Genomic DNA, 19,681 nt, shown 5'->3' with positions numbered 1-19,681 from the left:
TGTTGCAGAGTGTAATCCAGCTGGCACGCCAGGATATTGAACTGGCTCCGATATTGAATATCAGACCTGCTGATGGCTGAGGGATTCCACCACCTGCAGCGCCTTGACCAGCCGATCCTCCTGTTTGAACCTGTCCTCCAGCACGGGGCCGAGCTGGTTCAGATCCTCGTCCAGTTGCAACAACTGGGCTTCGTCGGCGTTGCTGTACTTGTCGTTGAACTCCAGCGCGAATTCGGTACAGGCACGGATATGGGGGTAGATGCGCTTGGCCAGCTCCAGTTTGTCCCCGCTGGCTTGCTCAAAGGCGGTGACGACATGGTTGTAGATCTCGAAATGGCCTGCGCTGACGTAATCGACCAGTTGTTCGCAAAAACGTTGCAGTTCGACGTGACCTGGGAGGGTGCGTTGCTTGCACTTGGCGGGCATGAGGCCTGCCAGTCGCATGTACTCGACCAGCAACGCCTGTCTGGCATCCAGCCAGTCATCTATTGCTCTGTGCTTGCCTGCCAGTGCGCGCTTGGTTTTTTCCAGTTCAGTTAACATAGTCCCTCCATGGGCATGACATGCTGCTCTCGGGTCGCATGCCTTCGGTCATTCTCATCGACTGACGACACTCCTATAACTAGGGAAAATCCAGTTGACCGTCAATAGGAGTGTAGGGATATTGTTACATCAGGCGGGGATTTGCATACCTCTCCCCACCGGTACTTCGCATCCTGTCGCCCATCCAGGGGACAAGGGGGCGATATATGTGACTATTTCCGCAGATCTTGATGAAAACCCCAGCATTCAAGCCAATCCGGCTGATAAAGCCTTTGCCTGAGTGTTTTTTTTTGAATAGAGTGGCCCGGTGCTAAATGCCCGATCATAAAGGAAATGTTATGAACAAAGCTCAACTTGTCGATGCAATTGCCGCCAAAGCAGACCTGAGCAAAGCTCAGGCCAAAGTCGCTCTGGAAGAGATCATCAATGGTATTACCCAGAGCCTGAAAGAGGGCGATGCCGTTCAGTTGGTGGGTTTTGGTACCTTCAAGGTCAACCATCGCGCGGGCCGTACCGGTCGCAACCCGCAAACCGGTAAAGAGATCCAGATTGCAGCCGCCAATGTGCCGTCCTTCGTGGCTGGCAAGGCGCTGAAAGACGCAGTCAAATAAGATCGTCTTGTAATCAAATGAAACCCGGCTTGTGCCGGGTTTTTTCTTGCCATCTTCGTCAAAATTTGTTTCAGATACACTCAGAATATGGCATGCGCTGTAGCGAGGTGGATATGGAACAGAAAAATGCCATTCGGCAGGTAGCCGTCCCCTGGGCACCCTCTCGTCAACTCCCTCCCGGCCTGGTCGTGGCCGAACTGCATCAGGATATCTGGAGCGACACCCTGACCGTCATGCTGGGGCGTGCTCGCAGCATCGATCTGCCTCCGTTGCCCCTGTGCCGGGTGAGTTTTCGCCACATCTTCGCAGTGCGGGTGATGGAGGATTGCGATCTGGCGGAGGGGCGTGACAGCCACGTCATCGAGGAGCAGATCCAGCTCATCACCCCGTCCCGTTTCGCCAGCTGGTTCCATCAGGAATCCGATGGACTGCACCTGGATGAAGATTTGCAGCACTACCGCATCTCGACCTGGGATTACTGCGCCGATGTGCTGACCTCTTCTCCCCCTGAACTCCAGTTCATGGTTCAGGAAGAGTAAGCCAGACTGTCGGGTCACCTCCGTGGTGACAAAAAAGCCGGCGCAGGGGCGCCGGCTTTTTCTTGTTCGGGAGCGTGGGGCGCTTAGCCCAGGATCTGGTCCCGGTGCAGCCCCAGCACGATCAGCAGCCCGATGAAATAGAAGGCGCTGAGCTTGATGCCGAGAATGGTGAGCAGGCCGGCGCACAGACGCACCAGGGCCTTGTGCAGCCAGGATCCGGTGAAGCGGTACATGATCACTCCACCGCGTCGGCCGGCGCGAACTCCGGCACCTTGGCCATGGCGTCCAGCACCACTTGAATGTCGGCCCCCGGTTTGCAGGCATTCTCGCTCAGATGGCGACGCCAGGCGCGCGCCCCCTGCATGTTCTGGAACAACCCCAGCATGTGGCGGGTCATGTGGGAGAGGTAGTTGCCCTTGGCCAGCTCTTGATCGATGTAAGGCAGCATCATCCGCACCACCTCGTGGCGGCTCGGAACTACACGGTTCTCGCCGAACACCAGATTGTCCACCTGGGCCAGAATGTAGGGGTTCTGGTAGGCTTCGCGGCCCATCATGACCCCGTCGAGGTGCTGCAGATGTTCAAGAGTCTGTTCCAGACTGGTCACCCCGCCGTTGATGACAATGGTCAGATCCGGGTAATCCTGCTTGACCTGGTAGACGCGAGGATAATCGAGGGGCGGGATCTCGCGGTTCTCTTTCGGGCTCAGGCCGCTCAGCCAGGCCTTGCGGGCGTGGACGATGAAGGTATCGCAACCGGCGTTCCGTACCTGCTCGATGAAGGCCTGCAAGAACTCGTAGGAGTCTTGCTCGTCGATGCCGATACGGGTCTTCACGGTGACCGGAATGTCGACTACGTCGCGCATTGCCTTGACGCAATCAGCCACCAGCGCGGGTTCGCCCATGAGGCAGGCGCCGAAGCGGCCGTTTTGCACCCGATCGGAAGGGCAGCCGACGTTGAGGTTGACCTCGTCATAGCCGCGCTCCTCGGCGAGCCTGGCGCAGCGGGCCAGGTCTGCCGGGTTGCTGCCACCCAGTTGCAGGGCGAGAGGGTGTTCCTGCTCGCTGTAGCCCAGATAGTCGCCCTTGCCGTGGATGATGGCGCCCGTGGTCACCATCTCGGTATAGAGCAGGGTCTGGCGGGTCATCAGACGGTGGAAACAACGGCAATGCCGATCGGTCCAGTCCAGCATGGGGGCGATGGAAAAGCGCTGCGCCTGCATAAAAATCATCCGGGTTGGCCAAACAAGGGGCGGGATTCTATCACAACGTGAGACAGCCCCAGAAAATGAATTTTGTCGCCGCGCACTGGGGGCCCTGTGATAGTATCCGGCTAATTGACAGGGTATCTGCGTGAACATGAATCAAGACCAACTTCTACAACGAGCGGAACGCCTCTGCGAGCAGCGAGGGATCCGTTTCACCCCGACACGGCGCCAGGTGTTCCAGCTGCTTGCCGCCCACGGCAATGCCATCAGTGCCTATGATTTGCTGGCCCAGTTGCAGCAGACCGAGGCTCATGCCAAACCGCCTACCGTCTATCGGGCGCTCGACTTCCTGCTCGAACAGGGCTTTGCCCACAAGGTGGAGTCGCTCAACGCCTTCATCTTCTGCTGCCACTTCGACCATGCCCACCCGATGCAACTGCTGATCTGCGATCGTTGCGGTGAGGTAGTGGAGCTGCACGATCCCGCCATCGACGGCGCCTTTTCCGAGCAGGCTCATCAGCATGGTTTTACTATTACCAACAAGACCATAGAAGCCCATGGTCAATGTGCCCGCTGTTCCGTTACCGTAGGAAGTCAAGATGAAGGCTGATTTTGTAAACCCGTTCCTGCTCTCCCTGCTCAACGTGCTCTCCACCATGGCACAGCTGGAACTCAAACCGGGCGCGCCCAAGCGCAAGACGGACGAGCTGGCTCGGGGAGATGTCTCCGGCCTGATTGGCATGGTGGGTCCGCAGACCCGGGGTTCCCTCTCCATCAGCTTCGAGAAGGGGCTGGCACTGGAGATCATGCGTCGCATGCTGGGGGAGGCGCCGGCCACCATCAACGAGGAAGTGACCGACATGGTGGGCGAGATCACCAACATGGTGACGGGCGGCGCCAAACGCATGCTGGGGGAGAAGGGCTATGAGTTCGACATGGCGACCCCGGTCATCGTCTCCGGTCCCAATCACACCATTACTCACCGGGCCGACGGCGCCAAGATCATGATGCCGTTCGAATCGGAGTATGGCCGTGCCACCATCGAGATCTGCTTCGAGTAATCGCCATGTGGAAGATGCTGAAATGGAGTGTCATCGGTGGGGTGGTGCTGCTTATCCTGTCGGATATCGAGATCAGCACCTCTCTTTACAAGTACGAAGACAACCGCGTGGAGATCAACTTCCCGCGCTGGCAGGCTGACCAGCCCTGGGGCACCCTGCGCTGGCATGCGGGCCGGTTTGAGCATCACTGGTACGGTCTTGCAGGCAAACCCAAGCCCGCAACCGTACTCTGAGGAGCGCTCTCCACAACGGATGGACCAGATTGCACCAACAAAAAAGAGGCCAGCGAATGCTGGCCTCTTTATTTGGTCAAGATCTGTTATCAGGCCGCTTCTGCAGCCAGCTTGCCATTGCCACGCACCATGACACCGAGGCCACAGGCCAGCAGGGTCGGCAGCAACCAGGCCAGGCCCTTGTCAAACAGCGGCAGGAAGGCGAACGCATCCATCTTCATGCCGGCGGCGCCCAGGCCGTCCAGGCAGCCGAACAGGAAGGCGACCAGCAGCACGGAGCGGAACACCAGACGGGGGCGACCGAAGTAACCCTTCAGGAAGGTGACCAGTACCAGCGCCACGGCAACCGGGTAGATGGCGACCAGCACCGGAATGGAGAGGCTGATGAGCTGGCTCAGGCCCACGTTGGCCACGATGCCGCAGATGACACCCAGCAGCACGACCAGCTTCTTGTAGCTCATGCCGGTCAGGTTGTGGAAGAAGTCGGAGCAGGCGGAGATGAGGCCGACGGCCGTGGTGAAGCAGGCCAGGGTGATGATGGCTGCCAGGATGAACTGACCCGGTTGGCCGAACAGACTCAGTACGTAGGCGTTGACGATGGCACCGCCGTTGCTCACGTCGGTGGCGACGCCGGCAGCGGTGTTGCCCAGCTGGAACAGGGAGACATAGACCACGGAGAGACCGATGGCGGAGATGATGCCCGCGATGGCCAGGTACTTGAACTGGCTCTGGTAGTCATGGATGCCTTTCTGGCGCAGCAGGTCGACGATCAGGGCACCGAACATCAGGGACGCCAGGGTGTCCATGGTGTTGTAGCCTTCCAGAATGCCCTTCACGAAGGGGGTGCTCTGGTAGTCACCGGATGCGGCAGGCATGCTTCCTTGCGGTGCGACGAAGACACCGATGGCCAGGGTCAGCAGCAGCAGCATCAGCAGCGGGGTCAGGTACTTGCCGATGGCATCCATCAGCTTGCCCTGGTTGAGGGAGACCAGGATGGCCACGCCGAAGAACAGTACTGTGTAGGCAGCCAGACCGGATGGTCCCATGTCGCCAAGGAAGGGCTTGAGGCCCATCTCGTAGGCCACCAGGCCGGTACGGGGGGCGGCGAAGGCCGGGCCGATGATGATGTAGATGGCGACGGCCAGTGCGGTGGCCACGCCGGCCGGCAGCAGCTTGGTCATGCCGGCCCAGCCGTTGCCAGCCTTGGCGACGGCGATGATGGTGATGAGGGGCAGGCCCACGGCGGTGACCAGGAAGCCCAGCATGGCCAGGGAGAGGTGCTCACCCGCCATGAAGCCGGCCAGGGGCGGGAAGATGATGTTGCCTGCGCCCAGATAGAACGCAAAGGTCATGAAGCCCAATCCGAGTACATCGGACAATGTGAGTGATTTCGTCAAGTTCAACCTCGTCTGTCTTGTAAACTATTGCTTGTTATAGTTTTTTATTTGTCAGTGACCGGCACTTTCCGGGGGTAAAAAAAAGAGCCCCGCTGGTTTTTTCATCGCGACCAGTGGTTTGAACTGGTCTTGAGCGGGCGCTCATTTAGCAGTCAGCATAATGATGTGAAAAAATAGTTCAAGGCAAAATTTACATCTTCAAATAGAAGGGGCTGGTTAGTTGGATATATCTGTCGGAATAGCCTCCCGTGGCAGAATGGATCACAATTTCACCCCTCTCACACTTGTTTAATCCTCTGCCAAGCAGCAATAAAACACGATTTGCCTCTTTCCCCTCTCTGGTGGTAACAGCCAGATAACAACGCTCATACAGATCATAACTCGACGAAATGCATAAAATTTCATCCGCCATCGCCGTGGGCAGCACCAGGGCCAGTTGCCCGGTACGGCTCAGCAGGCGATCGCTGGCGGCCAGCAATCCCCTTGGGTCGAGCCCCCCGGTATGACGGGCCAGAGCCCTGGCCGGATCGCGAAGTGTCTGGCCTGCCGGGAAATAGGGCGGGTTGGAGACGATGAGATCGTAAGGGGGGGCGAGGTGATCCTGAATGGCGCTCTCTATGATGGTGACCCGCTCACGCCAGGGGGAGGCCGTCACATTCTCCTGGGCCTGCATGGCTGCATCCTTATCCAGCTCCACCCCGTCTATGTGGCAGTCGTTCGTGCTGCGCTGGGCCAGCATCAGGGCGATGAGGCCGCTGCCGGTGCCGATGTCCAGCACCCGGCGGGCGCTGTCGACCGGCGCCCAGGCTCCCAGCAGAATGCCGTCCGTACCGACCTTCATGGCGCAGCGGTCGTGATCGATGTGAAATTGCTTGAACGTGAAACCATTGTTGCGCCCCATTCGGCCCTCCTCCTGTGCCTGCCCGCGGAAAATGGCCGGCGATTATAGCGGCTAAGCCACAGTCACCATAGGAGCCGGCGGCATAATCGCCTATAATCTGCCGCTTCCTTAATGACCGAGTATTGCCATGAGCCAGTCCTTTGATGATTTCGACCTGAATCCAGCCCTCAGTCGGGCCTTGGCCGAGATGGGATTCACCCGCCCCACCACCATCCAGCAGATGGTGCTGGAGCCAGCCCTGGACGGCCGCGATATTCTGGCTTCTGCGCCGACCGGAACCGGCAAGACCGCCGCCTTCCTGCTGCCCGCGATGCAGCACCTGCTGGACTTCCCGCGTCGCAAGCCGGGTCCGTGCCGCATGCTGATCCTGACTCCGACCCGCGAGCTCGCGCTGCAGGTGAGTGCTCACGCCAAGGCCCTGGCGGTGCACACCCATCTCAGCATCGAGACCATCATCGGTGGTGTCAGCCATGAAGAGCAGCTGCCTGCCCTGACCAAGACCACCGACATCGTGGTGGCCACCCCGGGCCGTCTGCTCGAGTACATCGAGAAAGAGGAGTTCGAGAGCCACGACATCGAGGTGCTGGTGCTGGATGAAGCGGACCGGATGCTGGACATGGGCTTCATCAAGGACGTGGACCGCATCGTGGAAGAGGCGCGCTACCGCAAGCACACCATGCTCTTCTCCGCCACCCTGGAAGGGGCCGGCCTCGAGAAGTTTGCGAGCGAGATCCTCAAAGACCCGGTTGAGCTGCACGCCGAGCCGCCCCGCAGCGAGCGCCGCCCCATCACCCAGTGGATCCACCTGGCCGATGATGCCGCCCACAAGCTGGCTCTGCTGGTGCACATCCTGAAAAACCCGGAAACCCAGAAGGCCATCATCTTCGTCAAGACCCGTGAGCGACTGGCGGAGCTTTCCGGCCAGTTGCAGGCGGCAGGCGTGCCCTGCGCCTGGATCCGTGGCGAGATGGAGCAGGCCAAGCGCATCGAGTCTATCCGCAAGTTCCACGAAGGGGAGGTGCCCTTCCTCATCGCCACCGACGTGGCCGCCCGCGGCATCGACCTGCCGAACGTCAGCCATGTCATCAACTACGACATGCCCTACGGCGCGGATGTCTATGTGCACCGCATCGGTCGTACCGGTCGTGCCGGCAACCGTGGCTGCGCCATCAGCCTGGTGGAAGCTCACGACATGGCCATGGTCGCCAAGATCGAACGCTACACCGAGGAGCGCCTCAAGCGCCGGGTGATCGATGAGCTGCGCCCCAGACACAAGGAAGCGCGGGTGCCGGTGAAGAAGAAAAAGCCGAAGGATGCCAAGAAGTCGGCAAAGAAGAAAAAGAAGTAATGCCCCCGAGCACAGTTGAAACGGCCATCCCAGGATGGCCGTTTTGCTGTCTGCTGCCTGGGGAGTGGCCTGAGAGAGGCGCAGAAAAAAGCCGACGCAAGGACGTCGGCCAACAAAAAGTGCTTACAACAGAGGATTCACAGAGTCAGACCCGAGGATCTCCGACTTGGTTCCCTTGAATGTGTAATTAATTTTCAGCGCGCTTGAACATCAGGGTATTGGCGTCGGACTCTTCCGGTACAAAGTAGTAGCCGTCGGCATTGAAACCGGTCAGCTGTTCCACCCGGGTGAGCCGATGCTTGATGATATGGCGTGCCATCATGCCGCGGGCCTTCTTGGCGTAGAAGCTGATGATCTTGAACTGGCCGTTCTTCTCGTCCTTGAAGACCGGGGTGATGATGCGCCCCTGCAGGGCTTTCGGGCGCACCGACTTGAAATACTCGTCGGAGGCGAGGTTGATCAGTACGTCGTCCCCCTGGGCTGCCAGCGCCTTGTTCAGGTGCTCAGTGATGATGTCGCCCCAGAACTGGTAGAGGTCCTTGCCGCGCGGGTTGTCGAGGCGGATCCCCATCTCCAGGCGGTAGGGCATCATGAGGTCAAGCGGCCGCAGTACGCCATAAAGGCCGGAGAGCATGCGCAGGTGGGCCTGGGCGAAGTCGAGGTCGGCCTCGCTGAAATCTTCTACGGCCAGACCGGTGTAGACATCCCCCTTGAAGGCCAGCAGCGCCTGGCGGGCGTTGGCCGGCGTGAAGTCAGGCTGCCACTCGGCAAAGCGGGCGGCGTTGAGGCCAGCGAGCTTGTCGCTGATCTTCATCAGGCTGGCGATCTGGTCCGGGCTCAGTTGACGAGCCCGGGTGATCAGTGCTGCGGAGTGGTCCAGCAGTTCGGGTTGGGTGAAACGGGAGGTCACCAGGGGTGACTCGTAATCCAGCGTCTTGGCCGGGGAAACCACAATCAGCATAACGGTCCTTTACTAGCGATGACGCACGCCCCTCATTCATCCAGGGTCACGTTGTCGAGAGTGCCTGCGCCCAGCTGCTCGCGACCCGACAGCTTGATGAGCAGTCGCAGGTCGTTGGCGGAGTCGGCATGGGCAAGGGCCTCACTGTAGCCAATTTGGCCGGCGCAGAACAGGCCGAACAGCGCCTGATCGAAGGTCTGCATGCCGAGCTCGCCGGATTTGGTCATCACCTCCTTGAGTCTGTGCATCTCTCCCTTGCGGATGATGTCGGTGACGAGCGGGGTGTTGAGCAGGATCTCGAAGGCGGCGACCCGGCGCTGCCCGTGAGCGGAGGGGAGCAGCTGCTGGGCGACGATGGCGCGCAGGTTGAAGGAGAGATCGAACAGGAACTGGCGGTGCTTCTCCTGGGGGACCAGATGCAGGATGCGATCCAGCGCCTGGTTGGCATTGTTGGCGTGCAAGGTGGCGAGGCAGAGGTGCCCCGTCTCGGCGAACTGGATGGCGAACTCCATGGTCTCCTGGGAGCGGATTTCACCGATGAGGATGACATCCGGGGCCTGGCGCAGGGAGTTTTTGAGGGCGACATCGAAGGATGCGGTGTCGATCCCCACCTCCCGCTGGGTCACCAGACAGCGATCGTGCTGATGGACGAACTCCACCGGATCCTCCACCGTCAGGATGTGGCCGTCACCGTGCTGGTTGCGAAAGCCGATCATGGCCGCCTGGGTGGTGGACTTGCCGGCGCCAGTGGCGCCGACGAAGAGCACCAGCCCGCGTTTGGCCATGGCGACCTCCTGCAGGATGGGAGGCAGCACCAGCTCGTCAAAGGTGGGGATGCGGGTCTCGATGCGGCGCAGCACCATGCCCGGCATATCCTGTTGCCAGAAGGCGCTGACCCGAAAGCGCCCCAGCGAGCCTCGCTGGATGGCGTAGTTGGCCTCGCGGGTGTGCAGGAAGCGCTCGAAGTGGGTCTCGTCCAGGCTTTCTCTGATCAACGCCAGCGCCGTCGTCTTGTCGAGGGGAGCCGGCCCGAGCGACACCAGACGCCCGTTGACCTTGAGGGTCGGGGGGGCATCGACCGTGATGAAGAGATCCGAGCCCTTTTGTTCAACCAGTGCGGCGAGCAGAACATCCATGTTCATGGCGACTCCTTGGGTGTGCGAGCTTAAATGGTATTGGGATCGACCGCCTTGGCCTTGGCATCGAGGGAGGCGACGACCCCCCGGTTGACCAGCTGCTTGAGGCTCTGGTCCATGGTCTGCATGCCGTGGGTCATCCCGGTCTGGATGACGGAATAGAGCTGGGCCACCTTGTCTTCCCGGATGAGGTTTCGCACCGCCGGGATCCCCAGCATGATCTCGTGGGCCGCCACCCGGCCGCCACCGATACGCTTGAGCAGGGTCTGGGAGATGACCGCCCGCAGGGATTCGGAGAGCATGGATCGCACCATGTCCTTCTCCGAGCCGGGGAAGACGTCGATGATGCGGTCGATGGTCTTGGCAGCCGAGGAGGTGTGCAGGGTGCCAAACACCAGGTGACCGGTTTCGGCGGCGGTCATGGCGAGGCGGATGGTTTCGAGGTCCCGCATTTCACCTACCAGGATGATATCCGGGTCTTCCCGCAGGGCCGAGCGCAGGGCGTTGCTGAAGCTCTTGGTGTCGCGGTGTACTTCCCGCTGGTTCACCAGGCAGCGCTTGTTCTCGTGCACGAATTCGATGGGATCCTCGATGGTGAGGATGTGGTGGTGGAAGTTGTCATTGATGTAATCGACCATGGCGGCCAAGGTGGTGGATTTGCCCGAGCCGGTGGGTCCAGTCACCAGCACCAGGCCGCGAGGGTACTCCGCTATCTTGCGAAATATCTCCGGCGCCCCCAGATCGTCCAGGGTCAGAACGGTGCTCGGGATGGTACGAAACACGGCGCCCGAGCCGCGCGCCTGCTGGAAGGCGTTGACCCGAAAGCGTGCCATGCCGGGTACTTCGAAGGAGAAGTCCACCTCGAAGTTCTCCTCCAGCTCCTTGCGCTGGTGGTCATTCATGATGTCGTAAATGAGAGCATGGACTTCCCGGTGATCCAGGGCGGGCAAATTGATCTTGCGAACCTCCCCATCAACCCTGATCATCGGGGGGACCCCGGCCGAGAGGTGTAGATCCGAGGCCTTATGCTTTACACTGAATGCCAATAACTCTGTGATATCCATAGATTTGTTATTCTCCCATCACAAGATTACGAACGAAATATGAGCCAGATTGCCCAGCACCTGCTTCAGGTAAAGGAACGTATTGTAGAGGCTGCCCGGCGTGTTGGCCGCAGCCCAGATCACATCCAGTTGCTTGCTGTCAGCAAAACCAAGCCGCTGGGGGACATTCAGGCTGCCTATGCCGCCGGTCAGCGGCGCTTTGGCGAATCCTACGCCCAGGAGGCCGCGCTCAAGATTGATGCCTTGCGCGAGCAGAACGCCTGTACAGACATAGAGTGGCACTTTATCGGTCCGCTGCAATCGAACAAGTCCAAGCTGGTGGCGGAGCGGTTCGACTGGGTTCAAAGTGTCGATCGCGACAAGCTCATCGAACGCCTCAACAATCAGAGACCGGGTGGGCTCGCGCCGCTAAATATCTGTCTGCAAATCAATATTAGCGGAGAGAGCAGCAAATCCGGTACGTCGGAGCAAGAGATTTTCCGCCTGGCCTCTCTGGTGGCCCAGAGCGAGCGGCTGCGGTTGCGCGGCCTGATGGCCATCCCCGAGCATACCAGCGACGAGGGGGTGCTCGCGGCCCAGATGGCGCGCATGCAGGCTCTGTTCACCGAGCTTGCGCAACAATACCCGAGCGTCGACACCCTTTCGATGGGGATGACCGAGGATCTCGAGCCGGCCATTGCCCATGGCAGTACCATGGTGCGGGTCGGGACCGCCATCTTCGGGGCCCGTGACTATTCATGAGCAAGAGCCGGGGCGAGAAACACCCCGGTCGTGCTTTTTTCAGGTAAACAGGCGCGTGTGATGCTGTCAGCCCGCACAGGCTGGGTCGGCATCCGCTGCGATGTCAGTAACAGGAGTGTTTGATGCAGCAGAGAACCCTCGCCTTCATCGGGGCAGGCAACATGAGCCGCAGTATCATTGCCGGCCTCATCCAGGCGGGTTACCCGGCAGAGCGTATCATCGCCGCCAATCCCAGTCGCCCCAAGCTGGACGAACTGGCCAGCCAGTTCGGCATCCGTATCACCCAGGACAACGCCGAGGCGGCCCGGGAGGCCGAGGTGATCGTACTGGCGGTCAAGCCCCAGCTGATGGCGGGCATGCTGACGGCGCTGGTGGCCGAGCTTGGCTCGCTGGATGGCAAGTTGCTCATCTCCATCGCTGCCGGCATTCGCGTCGCGCGCTTGCAGGAGATGGCAGGCGGTCACGATCGCATCATTCGCACCATGCCCAACACCCCCTCCTTGCTGGGGCTGGGGATGACCGGGCTCTATGCACCGCCCGCCATCGGGCAGGCCGATAGGGCGGTGGCCGAACAGATGATGCAATCCGTGGGCAAGACCCTCTGGGTGGATGAGGAGGCCGGCATCAACGGCGTCATTGCGGCGGCGGGCAGTGCCCCGGCCTACTTCTTCCTGTTCATGCAGGCGATTGCCGAGGAGGCCGAGGCCATGGGCTTTACGCCGGAGCAGGCTCGCCTGCTGGTGCAGCAAACCGCCCTGGGGGCGGCCGCCATGGTGGAGCAGAATCCCGATCTGTCGCTGCAGACCCTGCGCGAGCAGGTGACCAGCAAGGGCGGGACCACGGCCGAGGCCGTCAAGACATTCCAGGAGCAGGGGCTGATGCCGCTGACCGCAAGAGCCATGCAGGCGGCCGTTACCCGGGCCGGCGAAATGGAAACCCTTTTCTGAATCCCTTTTAGCAAGGAGCCCGGATGAACACGGCTTACTTTTTGATTAACACTGTCTTTGATCTCTACCTCATGGTGGTGCTGCTGCGGGTCTGGCTGCAGTGGGCGCGGGCCGACTTCTACAATCCCATGAGCCAGATGGTGGTCAAGCTGACCAACCCGCTGGTGGTGCCCCTGCGCCGCGTCATCCCGGGTTTTGGCGGGCTGGACATGGCCTCTGTGCTGCTGGCGCTGCTGATCGCCGTTGGCAAGTTGGTCCTGCTCAAGAGCATGAATGTGCTGCAGGCGGACTGGCTCACTCTCTGTCTGTTTGCGACGCTCACCGTGTTGAAGAAAGCGGGTTCCATGATCTTCTGGATCCTGCTGATCCGCGCCATCCTGAGCTGGGTCAGCCAGGGTCGCAACCCCATTGAATACGTGATGCACCAGCTCACTGAACCCTTCTTGGCCCCCATTCGCCGCATCCTGCCTGCACTGGGCGGGCTGGATCTCTCCGTGCTGGTCGCCTTCATCGCGCTGCAGGCCATCAACTACCTGATGGGGGATCTGTTCGGCCAGTTGTGGTGGATGATCTGATGCCCGCTGTCCTGCTGGAAGGGGACGAGCTGGTGTTGCATCTGATGATCCAGCCCAAGGCGAGCCGGGATCAGATCATCGGATTGCACGGTGACGAGTTGAAAGTGGCCATCACGGCACCGCCGGTGGATGGTCAGGCCAACAGTCACCTGATCAAGTACCTGGCCAAGCAGTGCAAGGTGGCCAAGGGGCAGATTCGCATCCTGCGGGGGGAGCTGGGTCGGCACAAGACGGTCGCCATCGACGCGCCAAAACAGATCCCCGCCGAGATTGCCGCTCTGCTCGATAATCAGGGTTGATACGAGAGGGATGACATCATGAAAACAGCCTGGATGAGTTGCCTGCTGGCACTCCTGATGACGCTGCCGCTGCGGGCTGAGCAGATGCAGGAGCTGGGCCCCTGGAAAGTGCACTACAGCGCGTTCAACTCCAGCTTCCTCACCCCCGAGGTAGCCAGGACCTATGGCCTGGAGCGCAGCCGCTATAACGGCATCGTCAATATCGCGGTGCAGAACAAGCAGGGGGTGGCACAGGCGGTGGGGATCAGCGGCGAAGCCCGCAATCTGACCGGCACCCTTCGCCCCCTGAATTTTCAGGAGGTGAAAGAGGGGAATGCCATCTATTACCTGGCAGTGCTGCCCTATCGCAATGAGGACACCTACCAGTTCACCCTGAAGATCATGGGGGAGGGGCAGCAGCAGACGCTGACCTTCCAGCAGACCTTCTACGTCGACTAGATTGCAGGGTGAATGCAGATGCCCTGCCCCCACGGGGGCGGGGCATTTTTTTGCCCGGTGAACCTGTGCTCGACGTCAGTGGCTGGCCAGGGGATAGGTAAACAGGGCCAGGTGGGCGAAGTTGAACAGGAAGTGGAGCAGGATGGCGACACTGAGGCGCCCGCTCAGCTGGAACGCCAGGCCATAGCAGGCCCCCGCCAGCGCGGCGAACAACACCAGCAACGGGCCACCGGCAAGATGGGCTGCGCCGAACAGCAGGCTGGCGACCAGGAGACCTGCCCAGGGCGTGCTTCGGCTTGCCACCCCTTGCTGGATGCATCCCCGGAACAGCGCTTCTTCCGCCACACAGGTGAACAACAGGTTGTTGAACGCGAACAGCCACCACCAGTGGGGCAGTCCCACTTCGGGTTTGAGGGCGCCCAGTTGCCAGGCGGTGATGAGCAGGGCCGCGAGCGGCAGGATGAGCAGGGCCAGCGGCCGCCAGCGCATCGTTCCACCCGGGCCGAGCAGGCCGGGGATGGCCAGCAGCAGGGCGAAGAAAATGAGCGGCTTGTCCAGATTGAGGTAGAGGGTGAAGGGCACGCTGGCCGGGCCCGCCTGTACCTTGTCGAGCACCCTGAGATTGTCAAAGCCGGGCACCAGATGCAGCGTCAGGGCGACGGACCACAGCAGTACCAGCGCCAGTGCGACGCCGCGCCAGGGTGGGGGCAGGGTGGGGGTACGCCAGGCCAGCAGCAGACCGGCGAGGCTGACAAGAGCGGCGAGGGGCGCGAGTCGCTCAAGCCAGAGGGCGGTAAGCAGGGCAAGTCCCAACAGGAGCATGCCGGGTCTGGTCCGGCGGGCGAGGCAGCAGAGTACGGCCAGCCCCAGGACGAGCCAGATGAGGATATCGGGGAGTGGTAACATCGAGTCTCCTTGTATGAATGAAGGGCGCACCTTAACGATCCCCATGGTCTGGTTCAAGGAAAAGGGGGTGGCCGAGACTGGCCGGCAGAAGACGCGCAATGAAAAGCCGGAGCTGGGCTCCGGCTTGGACGGCGGCAAGATGCCACCGAGAGAGGCGATGGCCTTCCCGTATCAGCGACCGGACTCGGCGATCACCCGGGCGATGATGTCGGCGCGTTTGCTGGCTTCCAGCTCGCCCAGGGCGATGAGACCGGCCTTGAAGATGACGTTCTTCGGCAGACTGACGTCATCCAGGGTGGTGATGGCCTCGACGTGCATGCCGTTCAGGCGGCTGGCATCGCGCGGGCTCAGGTTGACCTGGGTGTTCAGCACCTGCTTGCCCTTCTTCTTGGGCTGGGCGGGTTTCTTCGGTTGATCCAGCTCGTCTTCCGGCAGTTCGTCATCAAAATCGTAAATGGACATAGTCAATCCTGTTGGGTTGCAAGGGGCATGCTCGCCCGAATGGGGGTAATCAGCCCATATCCTCGTTGCGGATAAAGGCGCGCCAGGAGCCGAGTACCTGGGCAAAATCTTCCAGCCCGCACATGGCCAGCTGTTCATCATCGTAGTAGGCGAGATCGTCGAGATCCTCGTCCTGCTCGATATTGAGGACATTGGCCTTCACCTCGGCTTCCTCGTGGGTCAGCAGCAGGGAGTAGTCGCCCCCCAGCAGCCGGTATTCGGTGCGGGCCCGGCTGGAGAGCTGGTCGATGATGGCGAACAGCTCGTCGAGCTTCTCCTCGTCCTTGCCCACCTCGTCGATCAACCACTGGCCGATGGCTTCATGGCCCATGGAGAACCGGGCGCGATAGCCACCGAACGGGTCGCGGCGAAATTCATAATCCATAGCGGAGTCCATATCGGAGGGTGAAACCACCACGGCGCAAAGCGGCATGATGCCGGATCCTTGATCCATGGTGGGGCACTGATAGCGTAAAGTGGCCTATTCTAGCGATCCCCCCCGCGCTTGTCTTGATGATGTGGAATCTTTAACGGGTGATCCCGGTGATGGCGCACGCCGGGGACCCTGTCAACGAATGGTATGGAGAGGCAATGCAGCTCAACGACGCGCTCGCGCATCAGATAGTCAGCCGGGCGATGAAGATCCTGTCGTTCTCGGTCAACGTCATGGATGAGCGGGGACTCATCATTGCGTCCGGCAATCCGGAGCGGCTGCACCAGCGCCACGAGGGGGCCGTGCTGGCCCTGACCGAGAACCGGGTGGTGGAGATAAGCGAGGCCACCGCCCGGGAGCTCAAGGGAGTGAGGCCCGGCATCAACCTGCCCATCGCCTATCAGGGGGAGCTGCTCGGCGTCATCGGCATCTCGGGCGATCCGGACGAAGTGCGTGCTTACGCCGAGCTGGTGCGCATGACCGCCGAGCTCATCCTGGAACAGGCGGCACTCACCGAGCAGTTGCAGTGGGACAAGCGCCACAAGGAGGAGCTGGTGTTGCAGCTCATTCGCGGCGAAGGGCGGGCCGATCAACTGCAACAGGTGGCCCGCTTCCTCGAGCTGGATCTCGCCCAGCCCCGGGTGGTGGCCGTGCTGGCGCTGGAGGAGGCCGAGCCCGCCCAGGTGAGGGAGCTGGTTCACCTGCTGGAAAACCCGGAGCGGGACAACCTGGTGGCCATCAACGGCCTGGACGAGATAGTGGTGCTCAAACCCGCCCAGCTCAGCGACGGCGTCTGGCAGTCGGCGCAGGAGCGCAGCCGGATCCGGCAGCTGCTCTCCCGTATTCCCCATTTCAAGGTTCGCATCGGGGTGGGTGATTACTTCGCCGGCATCCCCGGGCTGGCGCTCTCCTACCAGACGGCGCGAGACACCTTGCGCCGTGGCATGCGCCAGTCGCCCCGCAAGCAGGTCTATTTCTTCGAGGATTACCGGCTCTCAGTGCTGCTCGGCACCCTGGCGGACTCTTGGCAGGCGGATCAGCTGCGGGCTCCGCTGCAAAAGCTGGCGCAGGAGGACACAAAGGGAACGCTGCAAAAGACGCTGCGCCAATATTTCTTGCAGGATTGTGATCTGCATCCCTGTGCCGAAGCCCTGTTCATTCACCCCAACACCCTGCGTTATCGACTGACCCGGATAGAGCAGATAACCGGTTTGAATTTCAATAAGTTAGATGACAAATTTCTGCTCTATCTCGGGCTCAGTCTCGATAGCTGATTTGTCTTTTCCAACAAAAATACAAGGCCGGTAAATGCTTTTTTTGGTTTTATGGCCAAAGCATTCCAGGCGGGGATCCCCATAATGGCGCCACTCATTACAACAATAAGGTGCCCGTCATGATCCCAGTCTCCGCGCTCGGCGCGCTCGCCGCGCTTTCCATCGCCATCTTCCTCATCCTGAAGAAGGTGCCGCCCGCTTACGGCATGATTGTCGGTGCCCTGGCCGGTGGCCTGATCGGTGGCGCCGACCTGACCCAGACCGTCGCCCTGATGATCGGCGGCGCCCAGGGGATCACCACGGCAGTGATGCGGATCCTGGCGGCGGGTGTGCTGGCCGGGGTGCTCATCGAATCGGGCGCCGCCACCACCATCGCCGAGACCATCGTCAAGAAACTCGGCGAAACCCGCGCCCTGCTGGCCCTGGCGCTGGCCACCCTGATCCTGACCGCGGTCGGCGTCTTCGTGGACGTGGCCGTCATCACGGTCGCCCCCATTGCGCTGGCCATCGCCCGCCGTGCCGATCTCTCCAAGGCGGCCATCCTGCTGGCGATGATAGGCGGTGGCAAGGCGGGCAACGTCATGTCTCCCAACCCCAACGCCATCGCGGCAGCCGATGCCTTCCACCTGCCTCTCACCTCGGTGATGGCGGCGGGCATCATTCCCGGCCTGTTCGGTCTGGTGATGGCCTACTGGCTCGCCAAGCGCCTCAACAACCGGGGCAGCAAGGTGGCCGCCGACGAGGTGGTGAGCGTTGACGGTGCCAAGTTGCCCGGCTTTGCCGCCGCCATCAGTGCGCCCCTGGTCGCCATCCTGCTGCTGGCCCTGCGTCCCATCGCCGGCATCGTGGTGGACCCGCTCATTGCGCTGCCTCTCGGCGGCCTGGTCGGTGCCCTGATGATGGGCAAGTTCACCAAGGTGAACCAGTTTGCCGTCTCGGGCCTGGCCCGCATGGCGCCGGTGGCCATCATGCTGCTGGGGACGGGTACCCTGGCGGGCATCATCGCCAACTCCGGCCTGAAAGATGTGCTCATCAGTGGCCTGACCGCTTCCGGTCTGCCCTCCTATCTGCTGGCCCCCATCTCCGGTGCCCTGATGTCGCTGGCGACCGCCTCGACCACGGCCGGGACTGTGGTGGCCTCCAACGTGTTCAGCGCCACTCTGATTGAACTGGGGATCAGCAGCCTGGCAGGGGCCGCCATGATCCACGCCGGCGCCACCGTGTTTGACCACATGCCCCACGGCTCCTTCTTCCATGCCACCGGCGGCAGCGTCCACATGGGCGTCGGCGAGCGACTCAAGCTCATCCCCTACGAAACCGCGGTCGGTCTGACCATCGCCGTTGTCTCCACCCTGATGTTTGGCGTGTTTGGCCTCGCCTAAGGAACTGATATGAAAATTGTGATCGCCCCCGATTCATTCAAGGAGAGCCTGAGCGCCATGGCGGTGGCCGATGCCATCGAGGCCGGTTTCAAGCAGGTGCTGCCGGATGCCACCTACGTCAAGCTGCCCATGGCCGATGGCGGCGAGGGGACGGTGCAGTCTCTGGTGGATGCCACCGGTGGTCGCATCCTGCCGGTCGAGGTGACCGCCCCCCTCGGTAACAGGGTGCAGGGCTTCGTGGGCCTGCTGGGGGATGGCAAGCGGGCCGTCATCGAGATGGCGGCGGCCTCCGGCCTTCATCTGGTGGCGCCCGAGTTGCGCAATCCGCGGCTCACCTCCAGTGTCGGCACCGGGGAGCTGATCCTGGCCGCACTGGAGATGGGGGTGGACCACCTCATCCTCGGCATCGGCGGCAGCGCCACCAATGACGGCGGTGCCGGCATGATCCAGGCACTCGGCGGCAAGCTCCTGAAAGCAGATGGTACCTCCATTGCGCCGGGCGGTGCCGGTCTGGCCGAGCTGGCCACCATCGACCTGAGCGGGCTGGATCCCCGTCTGACCGGACTCACCATCGAGGTGGCCTGCGACGTGGACAATCCGCTGTGCGGCCCCAAAGGGGCGTCCGCCGTGTTCGGTCCGCAGAAGGGGGCAACTCCCGAGATGGTGGCCGAACTGGATGCCAATCTGGCCCGTTACGCGGACTGCATCGAGCAGGCGCTTGGCAAGCAGGTGAAGGAGATCCCGGGAACGGGGGCCGCAGGCGGCATGGGGGCAGCCCTGGTGGGGCTGCTCGGCGCCGAGCTCAAACCCGGCATCCGGATCGTCATCGAGGCGCTGAACCTGGCTGAGGCGGTGGCCGATGCGGATCTGGTCATCACCGGCGAGGGCCGCATCGACAGCCAGACCATCCATGGCAAGACGCCCATCGGGGTGGCTCGCTGTGCCAAGCAGTTCGGCAAGCCGGTGATCGGCATCGCCGGATGCCTCACCGATGACTGCGGCGTGGTGCACGAGCATGGGCTGGATGCGGTGTTCGCCGTGGTCAATCGGGCCATGTCCCTGCCGGAGGCGCTGGCCACCGCCACCACCAACCTGCAGCTCACGGCCCGCAACGTGGCGGCTCTCTACCTGCTGCGCAAATGACCCTCTCTCCTGGCCGATGCGGTGCATCGGCCTGACCCTGC

The 19,681-nt window shown here is 61.5% G+C and carries 25 protein-coding genes; 14 read left to right on the top strand and 11 right to left on the bottom strand.

Annotated elements, in window-relative coordinates:
• Positions 1 to 60: 60 nt before the first annotated feature.
• Positions 61 to 543: an Rsd/AlgQ family anti-sigma factor gene (locus ACNPAA_RS02255; RefSeq protein WP_029313757.1), complete on the bottom strand. Its 483-nt coding sequence runs from the start codon at positions 541 to 543 to the stop codon at positions 61 to 63.
• A gap of 338 nt (positions 544 to 881) precedes the next feature.
• On the opposite strand from ACNPAA_RS02255, the gene hupA reads away from it, so the two are divergent.
• Both hupA and ACNPAA_RS02245 read left to right on the top strand, forming a co-directional pair.
• Positions 882 to 1,154 (top strand): nucleoid-associated protein HU-alpha, encoded by a 273-nt coding sequence (hupA, locus tag ACNPAA_RS02250; protein WP_005305063.1) that lies wholly within the window; start codon positions 882 to 884, stop codon positions 1,152 to 1,154.
• A 113-nt stretch (positions 1,155 to 1,267) separates the two neighbouring features.
• Positions 1,268 to 1,693, top strand: coding sequence for a hypothetical protein (locus tag ACNPAA_RS02245; protein ID WP_029313758.1), 426 nt, complete (start codon positions 1,268 to 1,270; stop codon positions 1,691 to 1,693).
• Positions 1,694 to 1,776: 83 nt separating this feature from the next.
• Here the strand turns inward: ACNPAA_RS02245 and ACNPAA_RS02240 are convergent, their stop codons facing one another.
• Entirely contained in the window at positions 1,777 to 1,926 is a 150-nt protein-coding gene (locus tag ACNPAA_RS02240) for a hypothetical protein (protein WP_080944170.1), read from the bottom strand.
• 2 nt (positions 1,927 to 1,928) lie between these two features.
• Positions 1,929 to 2,915 (bottom strand): tRNA dihydrouridine(20/20a) synthase DusA, encoded by a 987-nt coding sequence (gene dusA / locus ACNPAA_RS02235; RefSeq protein WP_043153017.1) that lies wholly within the window; start codon positions 2,913 to 2,915, stop codon positions 1,929 to 1,931.
• A gap of 136 nt (positions 2,916 to 3,051) precedes the next feature.
• Between dusA and zur the strand changes: the two genes are divergently transcribed.
• From zur to ACNPAA_RS02220, 3 genes are read left to right on the top strand one after another with little or no spacing between them, the layout of a single operon-like run.
• Positions 3,052 to 3,510 carry a zinc uptake transcriptional repressor Zur gene (zur, locus tag ACNPAA_RS02230; protein ID WP_043153132.1) on the top strand — a complete coding sequence of 153 codons (459 nt, stop codon included), beginning with the start codon at positions 3,052 to 3,054 and terminating at the stop codon, positions 3,508 to 3,510.
• Complete coding sequence (locus ACNPAA_RS02225) at positions 3,500 to 3,961, top strand: chemotaxis protein CheX (RefSeq protein WP_010673043.1); 462 nt, start codon at positions 3,500 to 3,502, stop codon at positions 3,959 to 3,961. The genes zur and ACNPAA_RS02225 overlap by 11 nt, the downstream gene beginning before the upstream one ends.
• A gap of 5 nt (positions 3,962 to 3,966) precedes the next feature.
• Complete coding sequence (locus ACNPAA_RS02220) at positions 3,967 to 4,194, top strand: hypothetical protein (protein WP_039039956.1); 228 nt, start codon at positions 3,967 to 3,969, stop codon at positions 4,192 to 4,194.
• Between the two features lie 89 nt (positions 4,195 to 4,283).
• Here ACNPAA_RS02220 and brnQ read toward each other — a convergent pair whose 3' ends face one another.
• The gene (gene brnQ, locus ACNPAA_RS02215; RefSeq protein ID WP_080944186.1) at positions 4,284 to 5,591 is read right to left on the bottom strand and encodes a branched-chain amino acid transport system II carrier protein; all 1,308 of its coding nucleotides are present in this window, start codon (positions 5,589 to 5,591) and stop codon (positions 4,284 to 4,286) included.
• 190 nt (positions 5,592 to 5,781) lie between these two features.
• Entirely contained in the window at positions 5,782 to 6,492 is a 711-nt protein-coding gene (locus ACNPAA_RS02210; protein WP_171864937.1) for a tRNA1(Val) (adenine(37)-N6)-methyltransferase, read from the bottom strand.
• Positions 6,493 to 6,619: 127 nt separating this feature from the next.
• On the opposite strand from ACNPAA_RS02210, the gene srmB reads away from it, so the two are divergent.
• Positions 6,620 to 7,840, top strand: a complete 1,221-nt coding sequence (srmB, locus tag ACNPAA_RS02205; protein WP_171864936.1) for an ATP-dependent RNA helicase SrmB — start codon at positions 6,620 to 6,622, stop codon at positions 7,838 to 7,840.
• A 187-nt stretch (positions 7,841 to 8,027) separates the two neighbouring features.
• Here srmB and yaaA read toward each other — a convergent pair whose 3' ends face one another.
• Genes yaaA through tapT form a run of 3 tightly spaced genes read right to left on the bottom strand, consistent with a single transcriptional unit; the run spans position 8,028 to position 11,001 of the window.
• Positions 8,028 to 8,801 (bottom strand): peroxide stress protein YaaA, encoded by a 774-nt coding sequence (gene yaaA / locus ACNPAA_RS02200; RefSeq protein ID WP_053288104.1) that lies wholly within the window; start codon positions 8,799 to 8,801, stop codon positions 8,028 to 8,030.
• A gap of 32 nt (positions 8,802 to 8,833) precedes the next feature.
• Positions 8,834 to 9,943, bottom strand: coding sequence for a PilT/PilU family type 4a pilus ATPase (locus tag ACNPAA_RS02195; protein WP_041214461.1), 1,110 nt, complete (start codon positions 9,941 to 9,943; stop codon positions 8,834 to 8,836).
• A 23-nt stretch (positions 9,944 to 9,966) separates the two neighbouring features.
• Positions 9,967 to 11,001 carry a type IVa pilus ATPase TapT gene (gene tapT, locus ACNPAA_RS02190; protein WP_010673050.1) on the bottom strand — a complete coding sequence of 345 codons (1,035 nt, stop codon included), beginning with the start codon at positions 10,999 to 11,001 and terminating at the stop codon, positions 9,967 to 9,969.
• A gap of 39 nt (positions 11,002 to 11,040) precedes the next feature.
• Here tapT and ACNPAA_RS02185 point away from each other — a divergent pair, with 39 nt between their 5' ends.
• From ACNPAA_RS02185 to ACNPAA_RS02165, 5 genes are all read left to right on the top strand, one after another.
• On the top strand, positions 11,041 to 11,742 hold the full coding sequence (locus tag ACNPAA_RS02185) for a YggS family pyridoxal phosphate-dependent enzyme (RefSeq protein WP_103857983.1): 702 nt from the start codon (positions 11,041 to 11,043) through the stop codon (positions 11,740 to 11,742).
• A 122-nt stretch (positions 11,743 to 11,864) separates the two neighbouring features.
• On the top strand, positions 11,865 to 12,689 hold the full coding sequence (gene proC / locus ACNPAA_RS02180; protein WP_039039961.1) for a pyrroline-5-carboxylate reductase: 825 nt from the start codon (positions 11,865 to 11,867) through the stop codon (positions 12,687 to 12,689).
• Positions 12,690 to 12,712: 23 nt separating this feature from the next.
• Positions 12,713 to 13,264, top strand: coding sequence for a YggT family protein (locus ACNPAA_RS02175; RefSeq protein WP_042014922.1), 552 nt, complete (start codon positions 12,713 to 12,715; stop codon positions 13,262 to 13,264).
• Positions 13,264 to 13,563: a DUF167 family protein YggU gene (yggU, locus tag ACNPAA_RS02170; RefSeq protein WP_201871604.1), complete on the top strand. Its 300-nt coding sequence runs from the start codon at positions 13,264 to 13,266 to the stop codon at positions 13,561 to 13,563. The genes ACNPAA_RS02175 and yggU overlap by 1 nt, the downstream gene beginning before the upstream one ends.
• Before the next feature lie 18 nt (positions 13,564 to 13,581).
• On the top strand, positions 13,582 to 14,001 hold the full coding sequence (locus ACNPAA_RS02165; RefSeq protein WP_049636470.1) for a DUF4426 domain-containing protein: 420 nt from the start codon (positions 13,582 to 13,584) through the stop codon (positions 13,999 to 14,001).
• A 75-nt stretch (positions 14,002 to 14,076) separates the two neighbouring features.
• Here ACNPAA_RS02165 and ACNPAA_RS02160 read toward each other — a convergent pair whose 3' ends face one another.
• The 3 genes from ACNPAA_RS02160 to ACNPAA_RS02150 all read right to left on the bottom strand — a co-directional run bounded on the left by ACNPAA_RS02160 (position 14,077) and on the right by ACNPAA_RS02150 (position 15,793).
• A complete protein-coding gene (locus ACNPAA_RS02160; protein WP_201871606.1) occupies positions 14,077 to 14,907 on the bottom strand; it encodes a CPBP family intramembrane glutamic endopeptidase in 831 nt (276 codons plus the stop codon).
• A 171-nt stretch (positions 14,908 to 15,078) separates the two neighbouring features.
• Positions 15,079 to 15,369 (bottom strand): hypothetical protein, encoded by a 291-nt coding sequence (locus ACNPAA_RS02155; protein ID WP_039039963.1) that lies wholly within the window; start codon positions 15,367 to 15,369, stop codon positions 15,079 to 15,081.
• Between the two features lie 49 nt (positions 15,370 to 15,418).
• Positions 15,419 to 15,793, bottom strand: coding sequence for a YacL family protein (locus tag ACNPAA_RS02150; protein WP_039039964.1), 375 nt, complete (start codon positions 15,791 to 15,793; stop codon positions 15,419 to 15,421).
• A 206-nt stretch (positions 15,794 to 15,999) separates the two neighbouring features.
• Between ACNPAA_RS02150 and ACNPAA_RS02145 the strand changes: the two genes are divergently transcribed.
• The 3 genes from ACNPAA_RS02145 (at position 16,000) to ACNPAA_RS02135 (ending at position 19,640) form a co-directional block, all read left to right on the top strand.
• Positions 16,000 to 17,115, top strand: coding sequence for a sugar diacid recognition domain-containing protein (locus tag ACNPAA_RS02145; RefSeq protein WP_201871608.1), 1,116 nt, complete (start codon positions 16,000 to 16,002; stop codon positions 17,113 to 17,115).
• 119 nt (positions 17,116 to 17,234) lie between these two features.
• The gene (locus ACNPAA_RS02140) at positions 17,235 to 18,497 is read left to right on the top strand and encodes a GntP family permease (protein WP_042014914.1); all 1,263 of its coding nucleotides are present in this window, start codon (positions 17,235 to 17,237) and stop codon (positions 18,495 to 18,497) included.
• Positions 18,498 to 18,506: 9 nt separating this feature from the next.
• Positions 18,507 to 19,640 carry a glycerate kinase gene (locus ACNPAA_RS02135; RefSeq protein WP_201871610.1) on the top strand — a complete coding sequence of 378 codons (1,134 nt, stop codon included), beginning with the start codon at positions 18,507 to 18,509 and terminating at the stop codon, positions 19,638 to 19,640.
• Positions 19,641 to 19,681: the final 41 nt, after the last annotated feature.

This window comes from Aeromonas sp. PS2Canimalfood6, from assembly GCF_048276795.1.
In the GTDB taxonomy this organism is placed as follows: domain Bacteria; phylum Pseudomonadota; class Gammaproteobacteria; order Enterobacterales; family Aeromonadaceae; genus Aeromonas; species Aeromonas caviae.
The sequence above is the reverse complement of the archived record's forward strand: the minus strand, read 5'-3'. Positions and strand labels throughout refer to the sequence as shown.

What these genes read in the sequence shown, in the direction of transcription:
- ACNPAA_RS02185 (WP_103857983.1), top strand. Translation starts at nt 11,041, where the DNA reads ATGAGCCAGATTGCCCAGCACCTGCTTCAGGTAAAGGAACGTATTGTA.
- hupA (WP_005305063.1), top strand. Translation starts at nt 882, where the DNA reads ATGAACAAAGCTCAACTTGTCGATGCAATTGCCGCCAAAGCAGACCTG.
- ACNPAA_RS02165 (WP_049636470.1), top strand. Translation starts at nt 13,582, where the DNA reads ATGAAAACAGCCTGGATGAGTTGCCTGCTGGCACTCCTGATGACGCTG.
- ACNPAA_RS02155 (WP_039039963.1), bottom strand. Translation starts at nt 15,369, where the DNA reads ATGTCCATTTACGATTTTGATGACGAACTGCCGGAAGACGAGCTGGAT.
- ACNPAA_RS02220 (WP_039039956.1), top strand. Translation starts at nt 3,967, where the DNA reads ATGTGGAAGATGCTGAAATGGAGTGTCATCGGTGGGGTGGTGCTGCTT.
- ACNPAA_RS02140 (WP_042014914.1), top strand. Translation starts at nt 17,235, where the DNA reads ATGATCCCAGTCTCCGCGCTCGGCGCGCTCGCCGCGCTTTCCATCGCC.
- ACNPAA_RS02150 (WP_039039964.1), bottom strand. Translation starts at nt 15,793, where the DNA reads ATGGATTATGAATTTCGCCGCGACCCGTTCGGTGGCTATCGCGCCCGG.
- ACNPAA_RS02210 (WP_171864937.1), bottom strand. Translation starts at nt 6,492, where the DNA reads ATGGGGCGCAACAATGGTTTCACGTTCAAGCAATTTCACATCGATCAC.
- ACNPAA_RS02195 (WP_041214461.1), bottom strand. Translation starts at nt 9,943, where the DNA reads ATGAACATGGATGTTCTGCTCGCCGCACTGGTTGAACAAAAGGGCTCG.
- ACNPAA_RS02145 (WP_201871608.1), top strand. Translation starts at nt 16,000, where the DNA reads ATGCAGCTCAACGACGCGCTCGCGCATCAGATAGTCAGCCGGGCGATG.
- ACNPAA_RS02240 (WP_080944170.1), bottom strand. Translation starts at nt 1,926, where the DNA reads ATGTACCGCTTCACCGGATCCTGGCTGCACAAGGCCCTGGTGCGTCTG.
- ACNPAA_RS02225 (WP_010673043.1), top strand. Translation starts at nt 3,500, where the DNA reads ATGAAGGCTGATTTTGTAAACCCGTTCCTGCTCTCCCTGCTCAACGTG.
- ACNPAA_RS02160 (WP_201871606.1), bottom strand. Translation starts at nt 14,907, where the DNA reads ATGTTACCACTCCCCGATATCCTCATCTGGCTCGTCCTGGGGCTGGCC.
- tapT (WP_010673050.1), bottom strand. Translation starts at nt 11,001, where the DNA reads ATGGATATCACAGAGTTATTGGCATTCAGTGTAAAGCATAAGGCCTCG.
- srmB (WP_171864936.1), top strand. Translation starts at nt 6,620, where the DNA reads ATGAGCCAGTCCTTTGATGATTTCGACCTGAATCCAGCCCTCAGTCGG.
- zur (WP_043153132.1), top strand. Translation starts at nt 3,052, where the DNA reads ATGAATCAAGACCAACTTCTACAACGAGCGGAACGCCTCTGCGAGCAG.
- yaaA (WP_053288104.1), bottom strand. Translation starts at nt 8,801, where the DNA reads ATGCTGATTGTGGTTTCCCCGGCCAAGACGCTGGATTACGAGTCACCC.
- ACNPAA_RS02135 (WP_201871610.1), top strand. Translation starts at nt 18,507, where the DNA reads ATGAAAATTGTGATCGCCCCCGATTCATTCAAGGAGAGCCTGAGCGCC.
- yggU (WP_201871604.1), top strand. Translation starts at nt 13,264, where the DNA reads ATGCCCGCTGTCCTGCTGGAAGGGGACGAGCTGGTGTTGCATCTGATG.
- ACNPAA_RS02255 (WP_029313757.1), bottom strand. Translation starts at nt 543, where the DNA reads ATGTTAACTGAACTGGAAAAAACCAAGCGCGCACTGGCAGGCAAGCAC.
- proC (WP_039039961.1), top strand. Translation starts at nt 11,865, where the DNA reads ATGCAGCAGAGAACCCTCGCCTTCATCGGGGCAGGCAACATGAGCCGC.
- ACNPAA_RS02245 (WP_029313758.1), top strand. Translation starts at nt 1,268, where the DNA reads ATGGAACAGAAAAATGCCATTCGGCAGGTAGCCGTCCCCTGGGCACCC.
- dusA (WP_043153017.1), bottom strand. Translation starts at nt 2,915, where the DNA reads ATGCAGGCGCAGCGCTTTTCCATCGCCCCCATGCTGGACTGGACCGAT.
- ACNPAA_RS02175 (WP_042014922.1), top strand. Translation starts at nt 12,713, where the DNA reads ATGAACACGGCTTACTTTTTGATTAACACTGTCTTTGATCTCTACCTC.